Genomic DNA, 24,409 nt, shown 5'->3' with positions numbered 1-24,409 from the left:
CGCACTTGTTGTCCTACGCCTCAACCACAAGAAGCTCTGGTGAGAAAACCTCAGTATGCTACTAATAATTTGTTGAAGTCATTCATTGAAAAGCTGTTGGTGGAGCTTCAACAGATTCTCCTTCGCGCACAGTTGGCTTATGTGGAAAGTAATTTCTATTCTAGTGTTAAAGAAGGTGAGAAACCTGGGTACGATGAAGCAGCCGCTAATCTAAGTGCGTCTCTGCATGATTTTGTCTCGCAATATAAAGTTGCCACATTCTCTGCTCAAAAGGTAGCTAATTCACAACTTTCTTATTTTCGTGAACTTCTTTCTAATCTACAATCTGATCGCATAATGCTAGAAGAATGGGGGATATCATCTCGTGAGAGAATTAAAGACATTAAGTTAAATCTAGGGGATTCTCATTCTGGGAAAACGGTCGCATTGGTCGAATTCGAAAATGGGCATCGAGTTTTGTATAAACCTCATTCTCTGCAAACAGATGTTGGATATTTTCGTTTTATTGAAATCCTTTCGGAACTAATTGGATTGAAAGAATTAAAGGCATGCCCAGTTATCGATAAAGGTAAGTATGGTTGGGCAATGCACATCGGAGATGATGCGCTGACACGATTTTCTAATCCAAATGCGCTAGGGGAATTTGCGGCAGTGCTAAAAACTCTCTCAGTTTCCGATGTTCACTTCGAGAACGTTCGGTTTCAAAATGGAATTCCGGTATTAGTGGATACTGAGACTATTTTATCTGCAGGAATGGCAAATTCTCAATTTTCTATTGAACCAATCTATGATTTTCTTTCTTCTCTAATTACAAATAGTGGGTTGTTTCCCTCCCCGTTAGTGATTCCTAAAAAGGGGGGTGAATCCTTTATAGATATTGGAGTACTTGGTCGTCGGAATTCTAGTACTGTTCGGGAAAGGCAATTGATTGTTCATGCGCCGTTTACCAACGAAATGCGAGTTGAATACGCTGATGTCGCACGTTTCCTTGAACCAGAACCCTGCAATGAATCTATTGGGGAAAAATTACTAGAGAACATCTGTAATGCATATTGCAATACGATGTTGTCTATATTGGAAAAACGTGAAGAAGTCTTAAGTGTGATCAAGCTATGCTTCTCGTCAGCATCAATCCGTGTTGTTTTGCAGGATACTATTCGTTATAAAAATGCGATGCATCTTGCATTTAATCAAGAATGTTTAACCCGATCAGATTATTTCTTAGGGGGATTTTGTAGAAGTTTTATTGGAAGAACTGAACTGGATTCCTCTATACTTAGGTATGAACTTCGTGCAATGTCCGAAAATAATGTACCTAGATTTACTGTAAAAGTTAACAGTACTGAAATTGCGGGTGACGGAGCTCCTTTATGTCCGGATTTTTTCAAAATTTCACCAATAGAATCGGCGCAAAAACGTTTATCAAGTCTTAGTTTTTCTGACTTACTTTTGGAATGTTGGCTTATAAAGATAACTTTTGCTCCTTATTATTCTGAAGAAAGTAACATAACTGGTTTTGTTTTTTCCGAAAGCGTAAAAGAAAGTAGCGACAATTTCAGCAAAATAGCACTTGAAAACGGGATAAAGGATTTAGAGCTCGGGTATTTTGCACCAAGCAATGACGTTGCCCCAACTTGGGTCGGTGCATGTTTGAGCTCTCATGCACACCAATATTGGTATGTGGATGAACTCACGCCCGATATTTACGCCGGATCGTCTGGCATTGCGCTGACACTCGGAACTGCAGCAAAACTAGGAATCACCGACTATAAGGCAGAAGAAAAAGTTGCCGAGTATTTCAGTAAACTTTACCGTTATATTGAAAGAATAGAAGTTGAAAGTCTAAAGTACCTAAACTACGGCGCAATTTCGGGATATCAGTCTACGCTGTGGGCACTGCACACCTATTATTATGGAATTGGGGATTATCATGGGTGCGAACGTTTGAAGGATGCATCAGCGCGGATCTTGTCCTTAAGTACACCTGATCTAGATTTTATTAGTGGGTTATCTGGTGTGGTCTTGCTTTCCGATCGATTGGGCGTGTTAGAAGAAACGAATTTATTAAAAGACTTTCTTAATAAAATTCGTGGGCTTTCCGATCAATTACCAAGTTGGAGTTTGCAGACAGGGTATGCACACGGTCTTTCAGGTTATCTCGGAGTTTTAGCAAGCTTGAGCACTTCGCTACCTGAAAGTCCTGAAATTAACGAACTTATCAATTCAATGCTCAAAGGGTTGCTATCGATTAGGTCTTCAGAACACGGACTATGGAATATTAGTGGAGACTTCCAACAACCAGGAAGGGGTTGGTGTTCAGGTACGCCAGGTATATTGCTTGCGTTGGCTCAAGTACACTCAAGTAGATATGAGCTAGATTTTAACCTGACTTCGATTATTGCGCAGCTAGTCGACGAAGTGAAAGCAAATACCTTTGGTGGCAATCCGACACTGTGTCATGGAGATATTGGGAATTTATGGGTGCTTGAACATATTGCTGAATTGCTGAAAGATGAAATTTTGGAAAAAGAATGTCACATGGCCGGATGTAGTTGGTTAGAAGAATCTTTCCCCAAGTACCTTGGATCGTTATCGCGGTCCTCGGTGTCTCATAGCTTATTTGCTGGAACTAGTGGGGCTTGCTTCTATGCGTTGCACAAAATGTTTCCCGAAATTGAAATTAGGTCACCATTGTGGCTCGAATAAAAGTTAGTTATCAAGTATCCCAGTCTGATTGTGGCATTGCATGTGCACACATGTTACTCCAATCGTACGGATGTAGAAAATCACTTAGACATCTGAGAACAAAATTTGTGCCTGGACGTGATGGTTTATCAGTGAAGCAACTGATCTACATATTGCAGCAATCTGGGCTCGCGACTAAGGCTTTCCGGTGTTCCTTTAGCTGTTTGAGTAAACTTAGTCTCCCTGCCATTGTTGCCTGGTCTCCAAATCACTATGTATTGCTAACTCGCGTGGAGAACCATCGGTGCCGGGTGATTGATCCAGCAAGTGGCTATCGATGGGTATCTAACGAGGAATTTAAAAAACACTTTGCTGAGCTATGCCTATGTCCGGTGGGAGAAGCGAGAGATTTCATTGGTGATGAGCAACAAGATGAAAACTCGTGGAGGTCAGTTTTAGCGCTTCTCCGAGGAACATATAAAACGTTTCTACCGCTTTTTTTGGGTGCTTTGCTTGTTGGTCTGGTCACACTCTATGTCCCTGATTTAACTTCTAAAATACTCTCATTATATAAGGTCGGTGCATATAACTGGGCGTGGGTGGCACTTTTTGGAGTAATTATTGGATTTTTTCTAGTCCAGGCAATGAATGTGGTCGTGACTTCTTTCTCGGCATCACGGATTGGGAGGGTTCTATCGGAAAAGATTTACCACTCACTGCTGAATTCCCCAATCACGTATTTCCTTGTCAGATCACAAGGAGAATTACTCTATCGAATGTCGTTAGTTAAAAATCTAGAAAATTTTGCAACGGTTTGGTTTCCGAAGCTTCTTGTTGCGTTTGCGATGGCTGCTGTCTCTTTGGTTTGGCTCATTACATCAAGTCCAATTATATTTACGATGCTAATAATAGCAGCACTAAGCTATTTTTTGATTTTTGAATATATTAGGGTTAAAACAAATCGTCTTTCGGAAGCGATTAACGAATATGAATCTCTTGCAAATGCACAACTTGTGGATTCAATTACATCAATCGATGTAGTTAAATCATCAGGTTTAGAGAAAATCACATTTGAGCAATGGAGAAAGAACAACGAAAGAGTTTTTTTACTAGATCGCAAACGGTCAATTCTGAATGGGATAGTGACTTCCTTCGTGATGTCGTTACAAAGTTTCATGCCGATCGCAGTGTTTCTAGTTGCATATTCCCAATCAACTTTCGGAAACAATATCGCTTTTGCCTTAAAAACTCAGTTGCTCAGTACCATTTTTATATCTCAGTTGACAGTCTTCGTTGATTTTGGAAGTAGACTTGGTGAAACAAATGCTGCGGTTCGAAGGATTGAAGACATCATTGTCAAAACTGAGGATCCAATTTTTGCACCTGACGCAAAGTGTAAGTTTAATTTTCCTGTTTCTGTGGAGAAAGCTTCCTTGAGCTTCGGTACGTTTAGCCGATTAGCGCTCAAGGATATTTCAACGAGCATTGAACAAGGTGAACATTTGGCAATCGTTGGTGAGACTGGATGTGGGAAATCGTCTCTTGCAAGACTCTTTGGAGGTTTACTAAATCCAACGTCAGGGGTTGTGCGTGTGCAAGGGTTAAGCATAAAAGAGATAGATCAATCGGATTTCTACCATAATGTGGCCTACGTCCCCCAGGATGCTTCCCTGCGAAATGCGACCCTTCGCGATAATTTGACTTGGGATAGGTCAATCCCCGATGAAGAATTACTCACGGCTTTAAGGAGAGCACAATTTGACTTTTCCGGTGAAGAGTTTCCTCAGGGGCTAGATACTTTTTTAACAAATGGTGGACAAAACATTTCTGGGGGGCAACGCCAACGTATTGCTATCGCACGCTGTTTTTTAAGTGCTCCTAAACTTCTAATTTTGGACGAGGCTACTTCCGCATTAGATCAACGAACAGAAGCAAAACTTTATGATGTGCTGCGGCATATGGGATGTGCCTTTATCACAGTCACGCATCGGCTTGAAGTTATTCAGGATTTTGATCGAATACTAGTAATGAAAGATGGAAGTATTATCGAATCCGGATCCTTTGAATATTTAATGAATCGCAGAGGAGAATTTTATAATATTTTTAACGCATACCGGCAATAATTCTTTGGGCGGGAATTGAACTGCCCCGGGTGTTGTTCCTAGGCGTTTGCCTTGTTTTCTATTATTTCTTGTTGGTGGTTGGTGTTCCAATATGCCGTTTCGATCTCGACTGGTGTGCGGTTGCCTAGGTTTTTGTGGAGTCTGGTTTCATACCACCAGGTAACACATTGAGGTTTTCTCACCAGGAAAATGCGTATGAAACGTTGACCAGCGGTTTTAGGGGTTTTGTGGGTGCGTCATAGCAAAAGCACGCGGGGTTTTAGCTCAGAATGGTTTTTGAAAAAGGAAAACAAACTGAAAGGAACACCGCGTGCTTCGCTATTGTGCCACACTTTTTCGTCCCAATTTCTACTGCACGTACCATCAGTGCATGGCTTCAAGCCCACCGCAAACACAATGATCGTCGGTTGTATCAACGTGCCGCAACCTGTTGGGTGCAGGCAATCATGCTTCTACGCTGGCTGTATGACGCAACCAGTATCGCTACTATCGCTCGTGATGCACGTGTTTCACAACCCACAGGTTATCGCTATATCCATGAGGCACTGAAAGTTGTTTCCGCTAAATGTTAAGCGACAGGTTATTTTGAACGGTGTGCGCAATGTTTTTGCACGGGGATGGGGGTGTGTGCATGTATGGAAGTTAAATAATTAGAGCCTTCCTTGATGGTTGAGTTGATGTAAGCAATTTGTTCTTCTCAACGGTTAAGGAAGGCTTGATGAAATCCGAAAGGACCATCATGGATATTTTATCTACTTATGATGTAGTTGGTACATATCGTGTTGCGAACGCGTAATTCGTAGCGGCGTGGTAACGATCGTGTAGCGTTTTCATTGGTAGTGATGTTGCCTTGTAGTATCGCGCAGCAACCCGGTTGCGTGTGTTACATAGAAAGGCGCCGACCGTGAGTTCTTACCGGTTGATCATGACGCTGGAGAGTGTCTAATGGTCTGTGTGTGAGGGTTCGACTCACGTGAGGAAATAAGCCAGAATGACCAGTGTGGCACGTAAGCGTTTCGGCTGATAAGGCCACAGTTGATGCAACTGGTAAAGAAGCTACTGGTTAACCCTTAAGATCGCGAAGTTGATTGATGAGTTGGGTACGTCCACTCATGACGCGAATGACCTCGTTAGGGGAATGTTACAGGCATCGATTACCCGTGGTTTGAATGCTTAAATTGGATGCTCATTTAGGTTATGAGCACGGCGACCGGGAAGGCACAAACGCTTCGGCTAGCAGTAACTACCATAAATGGGTCATATCCTAAAACCCTGGACTCGAATGTATGGTCCTGTCACAATTTGCGGTTCCACGTGATCGTGAAGGGTCGTTTACCCCTATGATGGTTCTACAAAGGAACGCGCAGGCTTACTGATCGTGAGTGAGATGATCATCAGCCTGTACGCAGGTGGGATGACTATTCGCGACATCCAGCATCACCTAGCGTCAAGTATTGGGATGGATATTTCTCCTGAAACGATCTCTGCGATTACTGATGCGGTGTGAGATGAAGTGATGGTATGGCACAACCGCCAGCTAGACGAGTTCTACCCCGTGATCTTCCTGGATGCTATCCGGATCAAAGTCCTTAGACGGGGGTCGGGTAGTCACTACATCCGCCTACCATGGGTAGTTGGTGTGGATATGGACGGTATCAAACACATGTCCTGGGGATATGGATCGTAAAAACAAGAAGGCGCATCCTTACTTAAGCACATGCCTGCCCCCTATCGTGCTAACCGTGGGGATATAAGGACGTATTCATCGTCTGCTGTGACGACCTTAAAAAGGCCTGGACATGGCTGCGCAAGCAACATGGCCACATGCGATGGTGCAAAGCCTTTCGTTGTCCACCTGATTCGAGCAGCGAACAGATAGGTGACATATAAAGACCGCAAACAGGTAAGTGCAGCGTTAAAAGACGTCTACACCGCAACCGATGAGGAAGAAGCTAAAAAAGCTTTGGATGATTTCGCCGCATCAGACTTGGGGCACAAATACCCACAATCAGTCAAAGTCTGGGAAGACGCATGGGAAAGATTCGTCCCATTCCTGCAGTTCCCACCAGCAACCCGGAAGGTTATCTACACCACCAATTCCATTGAATCGCTGAATAATGAACTTAAGGAAAGCCACCCGCAACCGTGTGCAATTTACTAATGATGAGTCCGCAATTAAGACCTTATGGTTAATGATCTGCAACACAAGAAGACAAACGCACACGAAAACGGGCCAAAGAAGGAAAACGAGCAGCTGCTACTTCAGGCAGGATTGTAGAAGGAGGACGAGTAGCTAACTGGAAACAAACAATCAACCACATGGCAGTAGTCTACCCCGACCGATTCGCACAAGTACCTATAACCAACCACACCCCACACACAACTTGACACGCTCATTCCGACCGAGGTAGTCAATACACCTCACAGGAATTTACCGAGTACGCCCGTAAAATTAACGTGAGATTATCCGTAGGCGATGCTGGTGTGTGCTGGGATAACGCAGTGGCAGAATCATTTTTCTCAACATACAAACTACACATGTTCTACCACCGGAAGAGTTTTGAAACGAAACTACAAGCCAAAGTAGAAACCAGACAGTGGATCGAAGCCTACTACAACCGCCGAAGAATCCACTCCACCACCACAATGATCCCAGCACAAGCAATGAAACAATTCCTCCACCCACCAAGCCGCCTAACCCCCAAACACACAAAATAAGGGTTCTACCGACAACAAAATTTGACACACCCCACACGAAACTCCCGAGGAAAACGCTTAGCCATAAATAAACATCCTTCCAAAGCTAAACAGAACTAGCCAATCCGAATGTCACCCAAAACTACAGCAATCCCTCTCATTAGCTTCTTTCAACTGCGCATTCTCTTTCCGAAGTGCAGCTAACTCCCGATCCTTCTCACCTTCTGAGACGCTATGGGCAGCAGCTTGATTCAACTCTACTTTGCGCATCCACGACTGCAGCATCGACGGACTGATCCCCAACGTTGCCCCAACGACATGGCAAGCACCAATTTTACTTTGACCTTCAATAGCCAACTCTTGGTGATACATCCGTATCGCCCGATCCTTTAACTCCTGATCAAAAACCGACTTCGGCATAAAAACCTCCTAGGTTCATCATGCCCTATCACAAACCCAGTACGGTTCAAACAAAATCAACGCACTCTAAAACCGGAAGAGCCCGTTAGCCAGCGCACAATATCAACACGAAAAGCAACACACCAAAAGCGCTAATTCATGTAAGACCTAAGAATGTGCTACTGCGGGTGGATGTGGGTTTATCACATTTGCCATAGGCTTGAAGTGATTCAGGTTTTGATCGATTTCTAATCATGAGAGGCAGGCATATCGTCGTTTTTAGATTGTGTGAGTATCTACCCGATTATGAAAGGGAATTTTCGGCAATATTTTGGAGGGAAAATGATAACTGTCGAGTCACTACAAAAGACATACGGTGCCCAAGTAGCCGTTAAAGATGTTAAATTTTCGGTTAAACCAGGAACCATTGTGGGCTTTGTTGGTCCGAATGGTTCTGGGAAGTCAACGACGCTAAGGATGATCGCCGGTCTGGAAAAACCTGATTCTGGCCGGTGTCTGATTGACGGCGTCCAAGCAGGTCACCTTGAGAGTCCGTGGTCGAGGATGGGGACGCTGCTTGATAGGCAAGGCGTTAACGGCGAACTCACTGCGTTGAGGGCGTTACTCGCGTTAGGTTCGGCGTATAACGTTCCACGATCTCAGCTGGATAAGACCCTGGACATGGTGGGGTTAACGCATGCCGGGTCGCGGAGAGTAAAAACGTTTTCGCTAGGAATGAAGCAACGGCTCAACCTGGCCTTGGCTTTGATAGCACACCCCGACTATTTGATCCTTGACGAGCCTATGAACGGGTTGGACCCAGATGGGATTATCTGGTTACGGGAATTTTTCCAGCGCTATCGCGATGAAGGCGGCGGAATTTTACTGTCATCTCATACGTTGGCCGAAGTCGAAGTGATAGCTGATGAAGTCGTGGTGATTAAAGGCGGATCCACCATTTGGTCAGGGAATATGACTGATTTCCATGCGCAGGAAGGTTCCGCTGTCTCTACGACTGATGATAATCGGTTAAGTGCCGTTCTCACTGCCAAAGGTTATAAACATGCCACTGACTGTGATGGTGTGATCCACGTGGCTGATGCTGATCCGAAAGCGCTCGGCAGGTTGTTGCATGCTGAAAATTTTGTGGTGACTCATCTAAGCCAGTCACGTTCCTCGTTGGAACAGCTGTACTTATCTTTAAACGAAACCAAATAAGGGGTTAACATGCATTTGAAAAGCGAGAAAAAATTCGCTCAGCTTCGGATTCAGCTTCATAACTTCATCGGTTCTCCTTCTGTACGGTGGTTGATTTATGTTGGTTTGCTAATTATGGGCGGAATCGCGCTGGCTGTAGCCTATAGTGTGAGCTCGTCGTATTCCAAGGGGGAGCCGCTCAAAGACTCGTCGTTTCTTTACGAGATCTCTAACTTTGGTTTTTCCTTTGCACAGATATTTTTTGGCGCAGCATTTATTGTCTTTATTTGCACTGAATGGAGTTCTGGATTCATTTACACCACATACGGTGCTACGCAACGCCCAATTAAATTTGTGCTTGCAAAATTGGTGTGGCCGCTGGTCTTTGCAATGGCAGCGTTTACTGTACTGCTGATCGCGTTAGTCCCGTTGGAAGACATGCTACTGCGGAATGGCAGCCCCTATTCGATTTCGCTTACTGATGTAACCGTGTGGCGGCAAATCGTTGTAGGAAATTTCGATTTAGCTTGTAGCGGTCTTTTTGCAGCCGGGCTGGCTTTTATTTTCCGGCATTCTGCTTCAGCTTTGGGGTCGTATATTGCCATCAGCCTCATTGCTCCAATTGTGTTTGGTTTGATTCCGTTGGAAATTTCGCGGCTCATTAGTAAATGGCTTCCCAATAACGTTTTTGGCTATCTCATCACCCAGGATCCGCAGATGGTTCCACAGCTCAATTATCCGTTGTTGTATTTTGCCGCAGCGGCGTACCCAATAGTTGCTATCACAATGGGCGCCATCATGCTTCGGCGAAAAGTGGTGTAGGGGTAGAAGAATTCCACCGAACTCGCATTTGATGCCATCAGCAACCTAGCGAACGCCGAACGGGCGAAGGCTGTTGCTACTGGGATAAAACGCATCTAGGCTACACAAGTCGAACAAAACCGCAAGGTCAATAGTAAAAACTCGCCACTTCGCGGCATATGCGGGTGGCGAGTTTTTAGATGAAAAGCTTAAAAGTGTTAAGCCATCTTGTTCAGGGCGTTAGCCATCTTGGACTTCTTGTTCGCAGCGTTGTTGCGGTGGAAGACGCCCTTGGTGACGGACTTATCCAGTGCGCGGGAAGCTACCCGCAGCTGTGCCTCAGCGGCAGCCTTGTCACCTTCGGCAACGAGTTCGCGGAACTTGCGGATCTCGGTGCGGACAGCGGAACGAACAGCTTGATTGCGCTGACGACGCTTTTCGTTGGTGAGGACGCGCTTTTTTTGAGACTTGATATTTGCCATGACAATTACCTCTTAATCTTGTAGCAAAAGACCACCTAGATTTTGGTGTGAAATCCAACCGGGTAACAACCCCAAGGTCCTGGTTGTGTGGTTAAAGATCATCTAGGTGCTGTTGTATTGGACAACGAGGAAAAACTCTAGCACGAATGAAGTGCTAAGCCCAACCGTGGTCGGAGCGCAGCCGATTGGCAATGCGATTGAACCGATGTTCCGGAATGACGGCCCCTTGGCGTCGAATAGCGGTTTCCGGGACTTTAATCACTTTATCCAGCCGTACCCAGGATTGCCGTCCAGCATCGTCCCACGGGCCCGCGCCGATGTCGAGCCAGTTTGTGGAATCCGCATGGCTGGGATTGGGGGAGGTGAGTAGCCCGATGATCATATCTCCGTGGCGACCAACGACGACCAAGGCGCGTTCGATCAGCGATCCGGTTTGATCGTCCGGTGCGACCCAGAACCACACGATCTCGCCGGGGTCGACATGGCCGTCCATATTTGGGGCGTAAAAAAGACTACGGGGGCAGGCTGCGGCGGGGCAGACGGTGAACTCGGCGAAGTTTTCTTGACGAATATCGGTGGGTACGGTGGTTTCGTGTAGTCCCAGCCGGGAATACAACATGGTGAGTCCCTCATCAAGGGGGTCATTGTGGTCACGCTTGAACCAGCGCAGCATCTTATTAAGAAAGCCGGTGGGTTTGGGCGCGCGGGAGGGGCGGCCAGCGGTCGGCGTCGTTGCGGGTTTGGCGTCCCTGCGGAGACTCATACTCATCACTCTAGTCACATCTGTCCCACTAGTGTTCATTCCGGCATGCGGAAAGGCGAACCTTTATCTATAGGGCTATCCGGTCACATCACCTTGAGCGTTACAGCCCGTTGCTAAAACTGGTGTACCTGTACACAATCATTGCAGAAAATCTTAAGGTTGTCATGCGGTTAAATTAATAACGTTTGGGCAACGGGGGTGAATCTAGCTCCTGTGCGAAACGGGATTGCACCCAGCGTAAAAGTGTCACCTCAAGGTCTGTTGTTTTCCGTTTTAGTTAACTTTCTCACCTATCTGGGGGTAAGTGACGGCAACAGTGCTTTAATGACGGCGGTGACACGTTGCTAACCGGCAAGCGTCGACAAGCGATAGCAGCGCAAACACCGGACTAAGAAAACACACCACAATGCGGTAATGTGAGGGGGATTAAACAAGAAAGGGAGACAGCAAGATAATGCCCAAGAATTTCGCGGAAAAGACGTTTACGGATCTTTCCCAAATCCGTAACTTCTGCATCATCGCGCACATTGACCACGGCAAATCGACACTGGCGGACCGCATCCTCCAGTTCTCGAACGTCGTCGATGCCCGCGACATGCGCGATCAGTACTTGGACAATATGGATATTGAGCGCGAACGCGGCATTACCATCAAAGCCCAAAACGTGCGCTTACCGTGGGTTCCCCGCACCGGCCCACACGCTGGCGAGGAAATCGTCATGCAAATGATCGACACCCCCGGCCACGTCGACTTCACCTATGAGGTCTCCCGCGCGCTCGAAGCCTGCGAAGGCGCAATTTTGCTTGTCGACGCCGCCCAAGGCATCGAAGCCCAAACACTTGCCAACCTCTACCTTGCGATGGAAAACGACCTGGAGATCATCCCGGTCCTTAATAAAATCGACCTGCCTGCCGCCGACCCGGAGAAATACGCTCTCGAAATCGCCCACATCATCGGCTGCGAACCCGAAGAAGTACTGCGGGTATCCGGCAAAACCGGCGAAGGTGTGGAATTACTCCTTGATAAGGTAGCCGAACTAGTGCCCCCACCAACCACCGATAAGCCTATCGACGCGCCGGCGCGTGCCATGATTTTCGACTCCGTCTACGACACCTATCGCGGCGTAGTCACCTATATCCGTATGATCGACGGCAAACTCACCCCACGCCAGAAAATCAAAATGATGAGCTCCGGCGCGGTACACGAACTACTGGAAATCGGCATCGTCTCGCCAACCGCCAAGAAATGCGACGGACTTGGCCCTGGCGAAGTGGGCTACCTGATTACCGGCGTGAAAGACGTGCGGCAATCCAAAGTCGGCGACACCGTCACCTGGGCAGTCAAGGGCGCTGAGGAACCCCTCCAAGGCTACGAAGACCCCAAGCCGATGGTGTACTCCGGCCTATTCCCGATCTCCCAAGCTGACTTCCCGGACCTGCGGGAGGCCCTAGAAAAACTACAGCTTAACGACGCCTCCCTGTCCTGGGAACCGGAAACCTCCGTCGCCCTCGGCTTTGGCTTCCGGTGCGGCTTCCTCGGCCTGCTCCACATGGAAATCACCCGCGACCGGCTGGAACGCGAATTCGGCCTCGATCTCATTTCCACCGCGCCATCTGTCTCTTACCGGGTAGTCACCGAAGGCGGGGAAGAAATCCACGTGCACAACCCCTCCGACTGGCCCGGCGGCAAACTGCGCGAAGTATGGGAACCAGTGGTGAAAACCACCATCATCGTCCCCAGTGAATTCGTCGGCACAACCATGGAACTTTGCCAATCCAAACGCGGCCAGATGGGCGGCATGGACTACCTTTCTGAAGACCGTGTCGAACTGCGCTACACCATGCCGCTCGGCGAAATCATCTTCGACTTCTTCGACGCCTTGAAATCCCGCACCAAAGGCTACGCCTCCCTCAACTATGAGGACGCCGGTGAACAAGAAGCCAACCTGGTCAAGGTGGATATCCTGCTCAACGGCGACCCGGTAGATGCGTTCTCTGCCATCGTTCACCGCGACTCCGCCCAGTGGTACGGCAACAAGATGACCAAGAAGCTCAAAGAGCTGATCCCACGCCAGCAATTCGAGGTGCCGATCCAGGCAGCCATCGGCTCCAAAGTGATCGCCCGCGAGAACATTCGCGCCATGCGTAAAGACGTCACCGCTAAATGCTACGGCGGCGACATCTCCCGTAAGCGCAAGCTGCTGGAAAAGCAGAAAGAAGGCAAGAAGCGCATGAAAGCCCTCGGCTCCGTATCCGTACCGCAGGAAGCATTCGTTGCAGCGCTGTCTACGGATGATGAGAAGTAGAATCTTCATCTGAGTTTGGTCGCCGCAGCTTATCCAAATGCTACGTTGGCCAGAGTTTGCACTTCTGTGGTCCGGCACGAATAGCCACGTCGCTCATGGGCGGCGTGGCTTAACTTTTCCCTTATGTGGGGGTAGGGGTTGTTGTGCACGGTGTGGTGGTTCTTATAGCTTGGTTGCTATTGATTGTTGTTTATGTGAGTTTGTTAGGGGTTGGGTGTGCCTGCTGTTTTGTTGCCAGGTTTTAGTGTGTTTGACAAGCCTCGGTTTTATATCGGTGGTGATGAGCAGGCGGTGATCTCCTGTGCGCAGCAGTGGCTGGATTTTTCCGATGACTGTGATCGGGGCGCATCATTGTTGGTGGGGGCGCAACCGTATGGTTTTGTCGGTAGTGAAGGTGAGGCGTTTAACCAACATGTTGGCGAAGCGGTGCCGTCGCAGTTACAGGTTGCCTCCGGTGTAGGCGAGCAGGTGTATGCCGGGATTCGTACGTATGCGGCTGGTTTGGGGGATGCTAAAACGAAGATGGAGGCGCAGCGGTTTACCGGCATGGGGTGCCACGCAGCGGTGAATACGGCAGCTGAAGCGGTGAATGCTGCTGAAGCACACCTTGCGCTTGCGATATCAACAGGTAATGCTGCAGCTATTAGTGTGGCGCAGGCGAATCTTAAGATGTGCGAAGTAACCTACACCCAAGCGGTAGCCGAGTGGGAAGCATGCCTTACAGGTGCCGATGCAATTAAGGCAGAGTTGCTGGAGGTAACTACCCGGGCTGCTGGTCAGGTGACCAGTGTGGTTACCGATAGTAGCCAGGGTGCGATAGCGTGTGTGGATCCTTCGGGGTTGTCGTCGTATTTTCAGGTGGTTGTGTGGGAATTAGAGGCACTGGCCGACACAGCAGATCAGGTAGCAGAGCTGGTGGCATCGGGGATGAATCAGATTACTTCTTTGGTGGGTGCGGATGAGATTTCCGGCGATGTTATCACCCAAGCGGTGGACGATACCCGCTTAACGTGGAAGTACGCGGCAGCAAAACTGATGGAAGATATCGAACGTGTCGGCCGTCAAGCAGTCATGTTTGCGAGGTTGTATGCCGAGCATGACCAGTATTCAACATCACTGTTTGATCCGATCACAACCATGATGCGGGGAATGTTTCGCAGTATTCTTGACCACCCTGCAGATGATGTTATGCCTGCTGAGTATATGAAGCAGCCGCTTACTCCTGGTGTGGATGCGTATGAGGATGTGTTATGGCACGATATTTATGATCCAAGCCTTGGGATGATGGTACCTGCGGGACAATTAATAGCGGATATGCGGATGATGCGAACAGGGATAGTCGATGATCCGAGAACTCTTCGGCGGAACACCATCAGGAAAACCAACACCGAGGCATATCTTATGGCTAATGGGCAGCTACCGATACCGGACGGGGTGAGCTCAAGAATTATCGCTCTGCCTGCTGATCGTTTGGTCGGGATGGACGTTAGACTACGGCAATCCCATGCCAGCCCGTTGGGAAACCTGTACCAATTTAATCCACATGGAATCCCTGTTGCTGTCGGTGAACAGTCACGGGTACGTGTTGGGCTGTATCCGGCTGACGGTGTGGTAATATTTGACACCCCTGATGGTGAGTATGAAAAGGTTTTTCCTCGCCCACCGCATGGGTCAATTCTGCAGCCGTATCAGACCTATGAGCGGTGGGATCCGGTAACGAATATCACCACGCAGCAGATTACGTACTCAAATGGTATGGTGATCGAAAATACTTACCCGGGTAAAAACCCTGATAGCATGAAGGGGATCAGGGCGGGGCGGGGGCTTAATGCTATCCAACCAGAAATACCGCTCGCTGCGACCTGGCAGAACCTGCTGGGTAACATCGTGAGTGTGCAAGACACACCACTAAGCCCAGTAACCACCTACCAACTCCCAGAACCACCAACACAACCACGACCACGAATCACCCCGGAAACAGCCTGGAAATACGCTAACCCAGCCGCAACAGCAGCAGGCGGCGCAGCCGCAGGCATGGAAACAACTCCTAAAATAGACCCAAATTCCAGTGGAATCGCCGCATCTGAGAATGCCGATGAAGTCTCGAAAGCAACAAAATACCTCCACAGGCTAGGACTATTAGGAGATGCAGTGAATGTAGGTATCGGAGGATATCAAACTTACCAGTCAGGCAGTGCGGTGCCTGTGTCTGAAGCAGCTGGATCGGCTGGAGGGGGCATGCTAGGAGGGGTTGCCGGCGGAGCCGTTGTTGGGTTCTTTGGCGGCGGCCCCGTTGGATCGGCCATTGGGGGTATCGCAGGTGCAATAGCGGCATCAGAGGTGGGAAAAATTGGTGGGCATGAAATCGGAGAGAGAATTGACAACAACCGGACAGGGGTTGCAAATAACTGAAATGAGAAACTAGTGGATGGTCAAATTTTACAACTTGCGATAATGCTTCTTGGCTTGTCCCCAGTGTTGTTCTATTCATACATTCTTGACAAATATCGGGAGAAAGAGCTGAAGAACAACCCCTACGGCGGTTGGTATTTCATATTTGAACTCACCACATTGCTCCTATGGGGGGTGATTTTCTCAATAGCTATTAATATTTCGCTATTTCCTTCATTCTGGCTCGAACCAAACAAAATACCACTCGCAATAACGGTAACGTTCATAGTAGTCATCATGGTTTTCCTCTCGTCTTGGATACGTCTTGGTGGCTATAAGTTGCCACTGCGGTTAATGGATTTTATGCCGTTTTTAAGAGAAAATATGGGACAATCACCCACGCTGCGAACTAAAGAGAGCTACACTGGCAAGTTCCAACCAACCCGCTTGTTTACTGCGTGCACACTCTCATTATCAGCGGTTACTGTATTATCAGTTGTCGTTCTATACATCTGGTTTTCTAGGTAAAAGTCTTCGATGCCCCAACCATAGAAAGAATGCCCATATCGAGATTTATGTGCTATAAAAATTTCAATATGGGCAAATTAATAGCTGAAATAATTTCGGTGGGCGGGGCATTGAATCAGCGCTGATAAACAATTTCTTTAAACATCTCCGATGATGAAAGTGCGTCGTCGACAAGCTTGTGGGTGCAAAGCGCGACGTAGGTAGCGGCGGAGCGGGCTTGGCAATTGAGTTGCTTGGCGGGGTTGAATTCGATGTCGGTGAAAGCGGTGAAGCTTTGTACCTTTTCGGCGAGGTCGGGGTGGGAATGCAGTGCGGTTATGTAGAGGTAGTCGTAGAAGAACGTGGTGGGGGTATGGGGGAAGTGACTGCCGAAGAAATTGAAATGGGTAAGAGAGTCGCTTTCTTTTAATTGTGGGAACCGCTTGGCTTCCCGGGCACTAAGTTCATAGATTTCGGTGAATGGGCCAGCGGAGGCAAAGACTTTGGAGCCCTGGAATGCGGCTTCAACGCTCATGGTGTGGTTGTTGTGGGTCAGGGTGAGGTTAAATGCGCTGAGTTTAACGCCGAGGGGGTTGGGGGATTTGCTGGAAATCTCAAGGAGTGTGTGACCGGGGTGGGCGGCGGTGAAGCTTTCGTGCAGGCTGGTTATGCTGCGCTGTTTCTGGGCGAGTGAGAATCCGGGGAACCACTGGAATTCGGTGGTGATTTCTAGGCAGGGGTTGTCGGCGGTGTGGGATACGAAAACGGGGCGAGTTGCCATTGGCTCTCCTTTGATGGTTGGGGTAGGCGTCGGGATTATAGGAAACGGTGCTGATATGGCGACGTGACAGCGTCGAAAAGCTGTTTGAAAAGGGTGGGGTGGGGGTGATTGCTTGAGGTGACAGGTTAGCGTGGGCTTACTTGAACTGCGCTGGGATTTTATACGTCTGGGATAATTATTTTTGCAGGAATATACGCTATGTCCGTGGTTGCCTGGTGGCATGGCGGCCAATATTGATCTACATCACATTTTTATGGTGCTTGGTCGAAAAATCTTCGACTGATTGCGCCACTGGATGAAGGAGTTGTGCACAATATGTATAAGAATTTTATTGATAATGAATTCGTTGTTTCTGATTCGGCTGACAGCATTGACCTGGTAAGTCCGGTCACCGAGGAAGTCATCGCCACCAGCCCTGTATCTAATCAAAAAGACATTGATGCCGCAGTGGCCGCCGCGAAGCGGGCGTTCCCAGCGTGGCGCGACCTTACCCCCGGCCAGCGGCAAAAGTATCTGCTTGAACTGGCGGAGAAGATCGAAGAACATGCCGAAGAATTGGCTGATGCACAGGTGAAAGAAACCGGCCAAATTAAACACCTCGTTGTGTCGGAGGAGTGCATTCCAAGTGCGGACCAGATGCGATTTTTCGCAGGTTGTGCCCGTGTGCTTAATGGCATGGCCACCGGTGAGTACCTGGAAGGGTTTACCTCAAGCATTAGGCGGGAACCTATCGGTGTAGTCGCCCAGGTCACGCCATGGAATTACCCGCTCATGATGGCTATTTGGAAGATTGGCCCGGCACTCGCCGCTGGCAACACTACGGTACTCAAGCCATCAGATACAACGCCGTCATCGACGCTGAAACTTGCAGAACTTATCGCTGAGGTTTTGCCGCCAGGGGTTGTCAATATCGTTTTGGGTGATGCTAGCACCGGCGCAGCATTGGTCGCACACCCAGATGTCGTGATGGTGTCCATTACTGGTTCCGTTCCGGCGGGTCGGGCCGTGGGGCGCTCGGCGGGCGAAAACTTAAAGCGTTCCCATTTAGAGCTGGGCGGAAAAGCGCCGGTTATCGTGTGCGCAGATGCCGAGTTAGACAAGGCAGCAGAAGGAATTGCCATTGCGGGGCTGTTCAATGCGGGCCAGGACTGCACCGCAGCGACGCGGGTTCTGGTTGACGCTAGTGTTGCCGACGAATTCACCGAGAAGTTGGTGGCGGAAATGAAGAAACTCAAGCCCGGCAAACCAGACGACGAAGATGCGTTCTATGGGGCGCTCAATAACCGCAAGCACTTCGACAAAGTATGTCAGGTTCTAGCTGACCTGCCAGAACACGCTCAAATTGTTACTGGTGGCAATCGGATCGGTGACGTTGGATTCTACCTAGAGCCAACCGTGATCACTGGGTTGAAGCAGACCGACAAGGCAATTCAGGAAGAAACTTTCGGGCCCATCATTACTGTGCAAACCTTCGACACTGTTGACCAGGCATTGGAAATGGGCAACGACGTCAGCTACGGCCTATCTGCTTCCATCTGGTCCACCGACCACGCCACCACGTTGCGGGCTAGCCGCGAATTGGATTTCGGCTGTGTATGGATCAATTCCCACATTCCGCTCATCGCGGAAATGCCGCACGGCGGATTCAAGGATTCCGGATACGGCAAGGACATGTCGCTGTATTCCGTCGAAGAGTACACCCGCATCAAGCACGTCATGGCCGCGCACTAACAGCACGTTTGGCGTAGCGGACACACGGTTGAAAGAAGATTAAGGAACAAAAATGGGCGTTATTGAAAAAGATGTCGTCGTTATTGGTGCCGGACCAGCGGGATTAATGGCGGCGCTGCGGCTGAAAGAACAAGGATACAGCGTACAGGTTGTCGAAGCGCGCGACCGAGTTGGCGGCCGCACCCGCTCCGACGTGATGAACGGTGCTTGGTACGAAATCGGCGGACAGTGGGTTTCACCAGATCAGACCGTATTGATCGAACTGCTTGACGAGCTGGACTTGGAAACCTACCAGCGCTACCGGGAAGGCGAAAGCCTCTACATGGCGCCAGATGGCACAGTTTCTCGCTACACCGGTGAGATGTTCCCATGCAGCGAATCAACCCAGGCGGAGATGGCGCGGCTCATTTCCATGATGGATGAATTGGTCGCCGAGATGGACCCCGCACGACCATGGGATCATCCACGAGCCCGTGAACTGGACACTGTTAGCTTTAAGCACTGGTTAGAGACGCTTTGCGACGACGAAGAGGCCCGTAACAACATCGGCTTGTTTATCGCTGGCGGTATGTTGACCAAACCCGCCCACGCTTTTTCCGCGCTGCAAGCCCTGCACATGGCTGCGTCTGCAGGAAGCTTCTCCAATCTGGTGGACGAAGACTTCATTCTTGACGCCCGCGTGGTCGGCGGCATGCAAATGGTGTCGTTAAAGCTGGCGGAGAAAATCGGTGAGGACAACATCACCTTGGCCGCGCCGGTGCGCACCATTGAATATTCCGATTCTGGTGTGACTGTGCTTGCCGATAATGGTGTGGAAATTCAGGCACGATTTGCCGTCCTGGCAGTTCCACCGACCCTGTATCACCGGATTTCCTATGTGCCGGAAATGCCACGGCTGCAGCACGTGATGCACCAGCACCAGTCGATGGGCTTGGTTATCAAAGTGCACGCCACCTATGATCGGCCATTCTGGCGGGACAAGGGTCTATCGGGTACCTGCTTCGCCGCCGGAAACCTGGTGCAGGAGATTTATGACAACACCAATTACGGCGACGAGCGCGGCACCCTGGTGGGCTTCGTCTCGGACGAGAACGCCGACGCCATGTTTGAGATTTCTGCGGAGGAACGCAAGAAGAAGATTCTGACAGCAATGGCGGAATTCCTCGGCCCAGAAACTTTAGAGCCGGTTGCCTACTACGAATCCGATTGGGGCGCGGAGGAATGGACTCGGGGCGCCTACGCTGCCTCCTATGACCTTGGTGGATTAAGCCGGTGGGGTAAGTACAACACCGACCCGGTGGGCCCAATCCACTTCGCTTGTTCCGATATTGCGGGCGAAGGCTATCAGCATGTTGATGGTGCCATCCGAATGGGGCAGAAAGTGGCTAAAGACATTGCGAAGTTGTTGGGGGAGTCGCGGTGAAATGCGTCGTAGGCTACGAAGCCACACCCCAAGGAATAGATGCAATCAACCTTGGCATTGATATTGCCCGAGCGATGAACATCGACCTCGAAATTGTATTGGTTCTGCGCCGACATGATATTTTCAGTCACGAATATCCGCCAACTGGCACCGTCGACGATGTATTGCTCAACCAGGCGTTTCGCTGGTTGCACGGGGCATTGGATCAAATTCCTGAAGACATCAAAGCGCGTGCGCATGTCTATTCCGGAACCTCCACCGCAGAAGGTCTCAGCCGCGCAGCAAAGGATATGGCTGCGGAAATGATTGTGGTTGGTGGGGCGTCGTCAAGCCCATTTAAGCGCCACCGACTAGGAACCATCGCCCAAGACCTGCTTTTCGGCGCCACAGTACCTATAGCGTTATCACCACGCGGGTACCTCAGCACCCCTATCAATCGGATTAACTGTGCTGTTGGTACCCGACCTGGGGCCGGAAGCCTGGTGGAAACCGGAATTGTGCTGTCGAAACGAGCACAACTACCGCTGCGGCTAGTCGCATTGATGTCTGAAGAAGAAGGTGTTGATGCTCAGCAACGAGCAATCGACAATGCACACGCAGTGGTCGCACGGGTAATAAAAGACGAACCCGCACCAGAATTTGATATCGAAGTTTCCGCCAGCAATCTCTCCAGCGTTGCCTGGAACCCCGGTGATCTCATGTTTGTCGGTAGCTCCCGGGTGGCAGAAAAACAAACAGTTTTCGCAGGTTCGGTAGCTATGCGGTTGTTAAAGACATTGAGCATCCCATTAGTTGTAGTACCCCGCGAATACCACATGAGGCAGGTGGTCACATGAGTGACAAAATGCATGGCAAAGGCCTAAGTGCTGGCCGGGTGGGCCTTATCAGTGCCGCCGTCATCGGCATGAGTTGTATTGCGCCCGCTTACACGTTATCCGGTGGACTAGGCCCAACTGCAAGCGTCGTCGGGGAATACATTCCCGCCATCTTCCTGGTGAGTTTTATCCCGATGCTTCTGGTAGCCATGGGCTACAAGGAACTAAATCAATCCATGCCGGATTCTGGTACCACCTTCACCTGGGCAACCCGCGCCTTCGGCCCGATCGTCGGCTGGCTCGGCGGGTGGGGACTGTTAGCCGCCACCATTTTGGTGCTAAGCAACCTCGCCGGTATCGCGGTGGACTTCTTCTATCTCCTCCTGGCCCAGATCACCGGTAACCCTGAGGTCGCGGAGCTCACCCGCAACGTTCCCATCAACATCGCAACCTGCTTTGTGATGATCACCATTGCCACCGCCATTTCCTACCGGGGATTGGACACCACCAAATTTGTGCAATACGTCCTGGTGGGCTTTCAAATCGCAGTGTTGGTTCTCTTTAGCGTGGTGGCGATGTGGAAAACCGCTAACGGCCAAGCCTTCGACGCAACCCCATACAGCTGGGAATGGCTTAACCCATTCGGCGTGGAAAGCTTCTCCGCATTCGCCGCTGGCGTTTCGCTATCGGTGTTTATTTACTGGGGTTGGGACGTCGTTCTAACCATGACAGAGGAAACGAAAGGTTCCCATGCCACCCCCGGCAAAGCCGCGACCTTAACCATCGTGATGATCGTGACCTTATACCAGCTCATCGCGTTTTCGATGATCGGTTTCGCGGGCACCAGCGACGGTCAGTACGGCCTGGGCAACCCCGACATTCAGGAAAACATTTTCGCCGCATTATCCGGCCCCGTCTTAGGGCCACTGGCAATCGTCATGTCGATCGCGGTACTAGGGTCCTCTGCGGCGTCGCTGCAATCAACCGTCATTGGCCCCGCCCGCACGATGCTGGCCATGGGCTATTACGGCGCACTGCCGAAACGATTCGCCTCGATCACACCCCGGTTCCAGTCGCCTGGCTTCGCCACAATTGTGTCCGCGGCGGTGTCGTTTGTGTTCTATGCGATCATGCGCGTGCTTAGCGAAGCGGTTTTATGGGACACCATTACGGCACTGGGCATGATGGTGTGTTTCTACTACGGAATCACAGCTTTCGCCTGCGTGTGGTACTTCCGCCACGACGCCTTCGACTCCATCAGCCACGCATTCAACCGCTTCTTCGCCCCACTCATCGGCGGAACGCTTTTGCTGGTGTTCTTCTTCCAAACTTCCTACGACGCCATGGACCCGTCCTACGGCTCCGGAAGTTCGCTATTCGGGGTAGGCCTGGTGTTCATTCTCGGCGCTGCGGTGCTGGTGCTGGGCGTGGTCGCGCTTGCGATCACATGGTGGCGCAACCCAGCCTTCTTTAGGGGCGAGACTTTGACAAAGGGCAAACCCGGCGATCCACTCATCAGCGTCGATTCCGTCTTCGACCTGGATTAGCCCCAAGCTTTTCGACGCCCCACCACCCGCTTCACCACAGCAAATGCTTTGGTGCGGCGGGTTTTCCTGTGCACATACATGGCGGTTATTTATGCCGGTTTGCTAGAAGTCGGGGATTGCAGGGTGGCGGTTGGTTCGGTCCTGGGGTTTAGTGCCGGGTGGGCGTAAATCTCCGACTTGAAGAATTACGTGGGTGCTTGTCGACGCCGCCAGCGTGGCGTGTGGGTTGGGGTTGTTGTGCCGGTTTTCTGGAAGTCGGGGATTGTGGGCGGTAGCCCGGTACTTTCCTGGGGTTTTGGTGCCGGGTGGGTGGATTCTCCGACTTGATGGGGTGGCGGGGGTTTACCCGTTTGGGGGTGGCGGTATTTTTTATGGAACCGGTTGGGGTCGTGAGTGAGTCTAACTGTATAGAGCACGTTGTCTTTTTGGTTTTACACTGGTTGTCAGTGGCGTTGAAAGGCGGTTTTGAGGAAATGGTCAAGAAAATGTCAATGCATGCCAGGACTATGCCTAATCAGATGACAGCTCGTTCAGCGCACCGCGTCTTGATAGCGACTGTGGTGTGTTGTGTCTTTCTGCTTTCTGGCTGCGGGTTATCTGCACCTTTTGCTCAGTACTTGGCTGCCAAAAACCAGTCGCAATCCCACCAACAGGCAGCGTCATCGCAGGCGGATCAACCGAAAACGCTCGGTGAGGTGTTGGAGGTAGGTACCGGTACGTTTGACCCAAGCGACCCTAATTTCGCGGTTTTTGATCCCTGCGGGGAAGTAACCAAAGAGCAATATGAGCAATTTGGGTTAGCTGTCTCGGAAGAGTCCTATATGAGTAGAAACGATTTCGCGGTTTGTAGTCTGAAACCAATTGATATTTCTGGCAATGACCTTGGTTTTACGATCTCAACTGATGTCGTTACTTATGAACATATTGAGTCATTGGGGCTTGTCGTGGACACACCTTTAGTGCCGCTACCCGAACACTGGTACGCGCATAAATTATCTGACCGTGATCCTGAATTGACTTGCACAGTTGCGGTTTCTACCAACCGCGGGCGGATAAGTATTTCTACGTTGGGGTCGCGTTTGATTTTTGGGTTGACGCCTGAAAAATCCTGTCAGGAAGCAGTAGATATGTTGCAGAAAATCTTTGCTCTGAAAGGATAATCAATGTCCATGTTGATTAACTCGCCGTCATTTAAAAGTGCATTTGATGGCATTAAATCTGCCCAAACCGATGCATTGTCTATCTATCATGTGACGCTTCGAAATACGTTAAGCGGATCATTTTCACCATTGTCTGGGTTACACGAATTAGGAGTCAATCATGCTCAGGTGATCCAGGGTGGGTTAGGAAGTGCCAACGATGTGTTGGTGAGCTTTCAGGATTTGGTTGAGTGGTTGGGGATGAATCTCCGGTTAAACCACATGGCGTTTACTGGTCATGATCTCGCGCTTTCGCGTGGGTTGGATACCGCGGATTCGGGTGGGACGTTTGAGCATGATATTGCGGAGTTTGCGTCGAAACCGGCGGCGTCGTTTGCGGATTTCCCATTCCTGCCACCTACCCCGGTTCCATCAGTGTCGTTGGAAACGTTAGTCGCACAGTTGGGTGCGACACAGTCGGGTCAGGCTGCCCAAGCTGCCGCGGATTGGCAGTCGATGGCGACGTATGCAACGAGTATTGCAGCGCAGTTGGATAGCATCGCCGGACAGTTGTCGTCGCAGAATCAGGGGATTGCGGCGTTGCGGGCAACCGCGGGGATGAA

The 24,409-nt window shown here is 49.9% G+C and carries 18 protein-coding genes and 2 pseudogenes; 16 read left to right on the top strand and 4 right to left on the bottom strand.

Translation table 11 applies throughout. The features are described 5' to 3' along the window. From lanM to Q4D85_RS13645, 4 genes and pseudogenes are all read left to right on the top strand, one after another. Positions 1-2,706: type 2 lanthipeptide synthetase LanM (gene lanM, locus Q4D85_RS13660; RefSeq protein ID WP_303201240.1), on the top strand; the 2,706-nt coding region annotated here is incomplete at its 5' end. A gap of 50 nt (positions 2,707-2,756) precedes the next feature. Then, positions 2,757-4,808 carry a peptidase domain-containing ABC transporter gene (locus Q4D85_RS13655; protein ID WP_303201238.1) on the top strand — a complete coding sequence of 684 codons (2,052 nt, stop codon included), beginning with the start codon at positions 2,757-2,759 and terminating at the stop codon, positions 4,806-4,808. A 1,072-nt stretch (positions 4,809-5,880) separates the two neighbouring features. Further along, positions 5,881-7,196 (top strand): annotated as a pseudogene (locus tag Q4D85_RS13650) (IS256 family transposase); the annotation flags it as partial. A gap of 69 nt (positions 7,197-7,265) precedes the next feature. Beyond that, a complete protein-coding gene (locus Q4D85_RS13645) occupies positions 7,266-7,526 on the top strand; it encodes an integrase core domain-containing protein (RefSeq protein WP_303201236.1) in 261 nt (86 codons plus the stop codon). 111 nt (positions 7,527-7,637) lie between these two features. On the opposite strand, the gene Q4D85_RS13640 is transcribed toward Q4D85_RS13645, so the two are convergent. Continuing rightward, a complete protein-coding gene (locus tag Q4D85_RS13640) occupies positions 7,638-7,925 on the bottom strand; it encodes a hypothetical protein (RefSeq protein WP_303201234.1) in 288 nt (95 codons plus the stop codon). A gap of 321 nt (positions 7,926-8,246) precedes the next feature. Between Q4D85_RS13640 and Q4D85_RS13635 the strand changes: the two genes are divergently transcribed. Together Q4D85_RS13635 and Q4D85_RS13630 are read left to right on the top strand one after the other, a co-directional pair. Further along, on the top strand, positions 8,247-9,122 hold the full coding sequence (locus Q4D85_RS13635) for an ABC transporter ATP-binding protein (protein ID WP_303201232.1): 876 nt from the start codon (positions 8,247-8,249) through the stop codon (positions 9,120-9,122). Between the two features lie 15 nt (positions 9,123-9,137). Further along, positions 9,138-9,923: a lantibiotic ABC transporter permease gene (locus Q4D85_RS13630; RefSeq protein WP_303201231.1), complete on the top strand. Its 786-nt coding sequence runs from the start codon at positions 9,138-9,140 to the stop codon at positions 9,921-9,923. A 197-nt stretch (positions 9,924-10,120) separates the two neighbouring features. Here Q4D85_RS13630 and rpsT read toward each other — a convergent pair whose 3' ends face one another. Both rpsT and Q4D85_RS13620 read right to left on the bottom strand, forming a co-directional pair. Then, positions 10,121-10,384 carry a 30S ribosomal protein S20 gene (gene rpsT, locus Q4D85_RS13625; protein ID WP_047262685.1) on the bottom strand — a complete coding sequence of 88 codons (264 nt, stop codon included), beginning with the start codon at positions 10,382-10,384 and terminating at the stop codon, positions 10,121-10,123. 154 nt (positions 10,385-10,538) lie between these two features. Next, the gene (locus Q4D85_RS13620) at positions 10,539-11,147 is read right to left on the bottom strand and encodes a type II toxin-antitoxin system PemK/MazF family toxin (RefSeq protein ID WP_144414208.1); all 609 of its coding nucleotides are present in this window, start codon (positions 11,145-11,147) and stop codon (positions 10,539-10,541) included. Positions 11,148-11,601: 454 nt separating this feature from the next. On the opposite strand from Q4D85_RS13620, the gene lepA reads away from it, so the two are divergent. From lepA to Q4D85_RS13605, 3 genes are all read left to right on the top strand, one after another. Beyond that, positions 11,602-13,452, top strand: coding sequence for a translation elongation factor 4 (gene lepA, locus Q4D85_RS13615; protein WP_303201226.1), 1,851 nt, complete (start codon positions 11,602-11,604; stop codon positions 13,450-13,452). Positions 13,453-13,698: 246 nt separating this feature from the next. Further along, positions 13,699-15,864, top strand: a complete 2,166-nt coding sequence (locus Q4D85_RS13610) for a hypothetical protein (RefSeq protein ID WP_303201225.1) — start codon at positions 13,699-13,701, stop codon at positions 15,862-15,864. 12 nt (positions 15,865-15,876) lie between these two features. Continuing rightward, positions 15,877-16,371, top strand: a complete 495-nt coding sequence (locus Q4D85_RS13605) for a hypothetical protein (protein ID WP_303201224.1) — start codon at positions 15,877-15,879, stop codon at positions 16,369-16,371. A 115-nt stretch (positions 16,372-16,486) separates the two neighbouring features. Here the strand turns inward: Q4D85_RS13605 and Q4D85_RS13600 are convergent, their stop codons facing one another. Beyond that, positions 16,487-17,131, bottom strand: coding sequence for a hypothetical protein (locus tag Q4D85_RS13600; RefSeq protein WP_303201223.1), 645 nt, complete (start codon positions 17,129-17,131; stop codon positions 16,487-16,489). Between the two features lie 315 nt (positions 17,132-17,446). Here Q4D85_RS13600 and Q4D85_RS13595 point away from each other — a divergent pair, with 315 nt between their 5' ends. The 7 genes and pseudogenes from Q4D85_RS13595 to Q4D85_RS13565 form a co-directional block, all read left to right on the top strand. Beyond that, the gene (locus tag Q4D85_RS13595; protein WP_047262682.1) at positions 17,447-18,862 is read left to right on the top strand and encodes a gamma-aminobutyraldehyde dehydrogenase; all 1,416 of its coding nucleotides are present in this window, start codon (positions 17,447-17,449) and stop codon (positions 18,860-18,862) included. 52 nt (positions 18,863-18,914) lie between these two features. Beyond that, the gene (locus tag Q4D85_RS13590) at positions 18,915-20,285 is read left to right on the top strand and encodes an NAD(P)/FAD-dependent oxidoreductase (protein ID WP_303201219.1); all 1,371 of its coding nucleotides are present in this window, start codon (positions 18,915-18,917) and stop codon (positions 20,283-20,285) included. Next, positions 20,282-21,121 carry a universal stress protein gene (locus Q4D85_RS13585; RefSeq protein WP_047262680.1) on the top strand — a complete coding sequence of 280 codons (840 nt, stop codon included), beginning with the start codon at positions 20,282-20,284 and terminating at the stop codon, positions 21,119-21,121. Before Q4D85_RS13590 ends, Q4D85_RS13585 begins: the two co-directional genes overlap by 4 nt. Next, positions 21,118-22,647, top strand: coding sequence for an APC family permease (locus Q4D85_RS13580; RefSeq protein WP_303201216.1), 1,530 nt, complete (start codon positions 21,118-21,120; stop codon positions 22,645-22,647). Before Q4D85_RS13585 ends, Q4D85_RS13580 begins: the two co-directional genes overlap by 4 nt. A gap of 193 nt (positions 22,648-22,840) precedes the next feature. Continuing rightward, positions 22,841-23,044 (top strand): hypothetical protein, encoded by a 204-nt coding sequence (locus tag Q4D85_RS13575; protein WP_303201214.1) that lies wholly within the window; start codon positions 22,841-22,843, stop codon positions 23,042-23,044. Between the two features lie 49 nt (positions 23,045-23,093). Next, entirely contained in the window at positions 23,094-23,807 is a 714-nt protein-coding gene (locus tag Q4D85_RS13570; RefSeq protein WP_303201213.1) for a DUF3558 family protein, read from the top strand. A 3-nt stretch (positions 23,808-23,810) separates the two neighbouring features. Continuing rightward, positions 23,811-24,409 (top strand): annotated as a pseudogene (locus Q4D85_RS13565) (hypothetical protein); the annotation flags it as partial.

This window comes from Corynebacterium sp. (assembly GCF_030532965.1).
In the GTDB taxonomy this organism is placed as follows: Bacteria; Actinomycetota; Actinomycetes; order Mycobacteriales; family Mycobacteriaceae; genus Corynebacterium.
This window is presented reverse-complemented; position numbering and strand designations above follow the sequence as displayed.

Coding starts and splice junctions, on each gene's coding strand:
- Q4D85_RS13655 (WP_303201238.1), top strand. CDS start 2,757: ATGTTACTCCAATCGTACGGATGTAGAAAATCACTTAGACATCTGAGA.
- Q4D85_RS13640 (WP_303201234.1), bottom strand. CDS start 7,925: ATGCCGAAGTCGGTTTTTGATCAGGAGTTAAAGGATCGGGCGATACGG.
- Q4D85_RS13635 (WP_303201232.1), top strand. CDS start 8,247: ATGATAACTGTCGAGTCACTACAAAAGACATACGGTGCCCAAGTAGCC.
- rpsT (WP_047262685.1), bottom strand. CDS start 10,384: ATGGCAAATATCAAGTCTCAAAAAAAGCGCGTCCTCACCAACGAAAAG.
- Q4D85_RS13620 (WP_144414208.1), bottom strand. CDS start 11,147: ATGAGTCTCCGCAGGGACGCCAAACCCGCAACGACGCCGACCGCTGGC.
- lepA (WP_303201226.1), top strand. CDS start 11,602: ATGCCCAAGAATTTCGCGGAAAAGACGTTTACGGATCTTTCCCAAATC.
- Q4D85_RS13600 (WP_303201223.1), bottom strand. CDS start 17,131: ATGGCAACTCGCCCCGTTTTCGTATCCCACACCGCCGACAACCCCTGC.
- Q4D85_RS13595 (WP_047262682.1), top strand. CDS start 17,447: ATGTATAAGAATTTTATTGATAATGAATTCGTTGTTTCTGATTCGGCT.
- Q4D85_RS13590 (WP_303201219.1), top strand. CDS start 18,915: ATGGGCGTTATTGAAAAAGATGTCGTCGTTATTGGTGCCGGACCAGCG.
- Q4D85_RS13580 (WP_303201216.1), top strand. CDS start 21,118: ATGAGTGACAAAATGCATGGCAAAGGCCTAAGTGCTGGCCGGGTGGGC.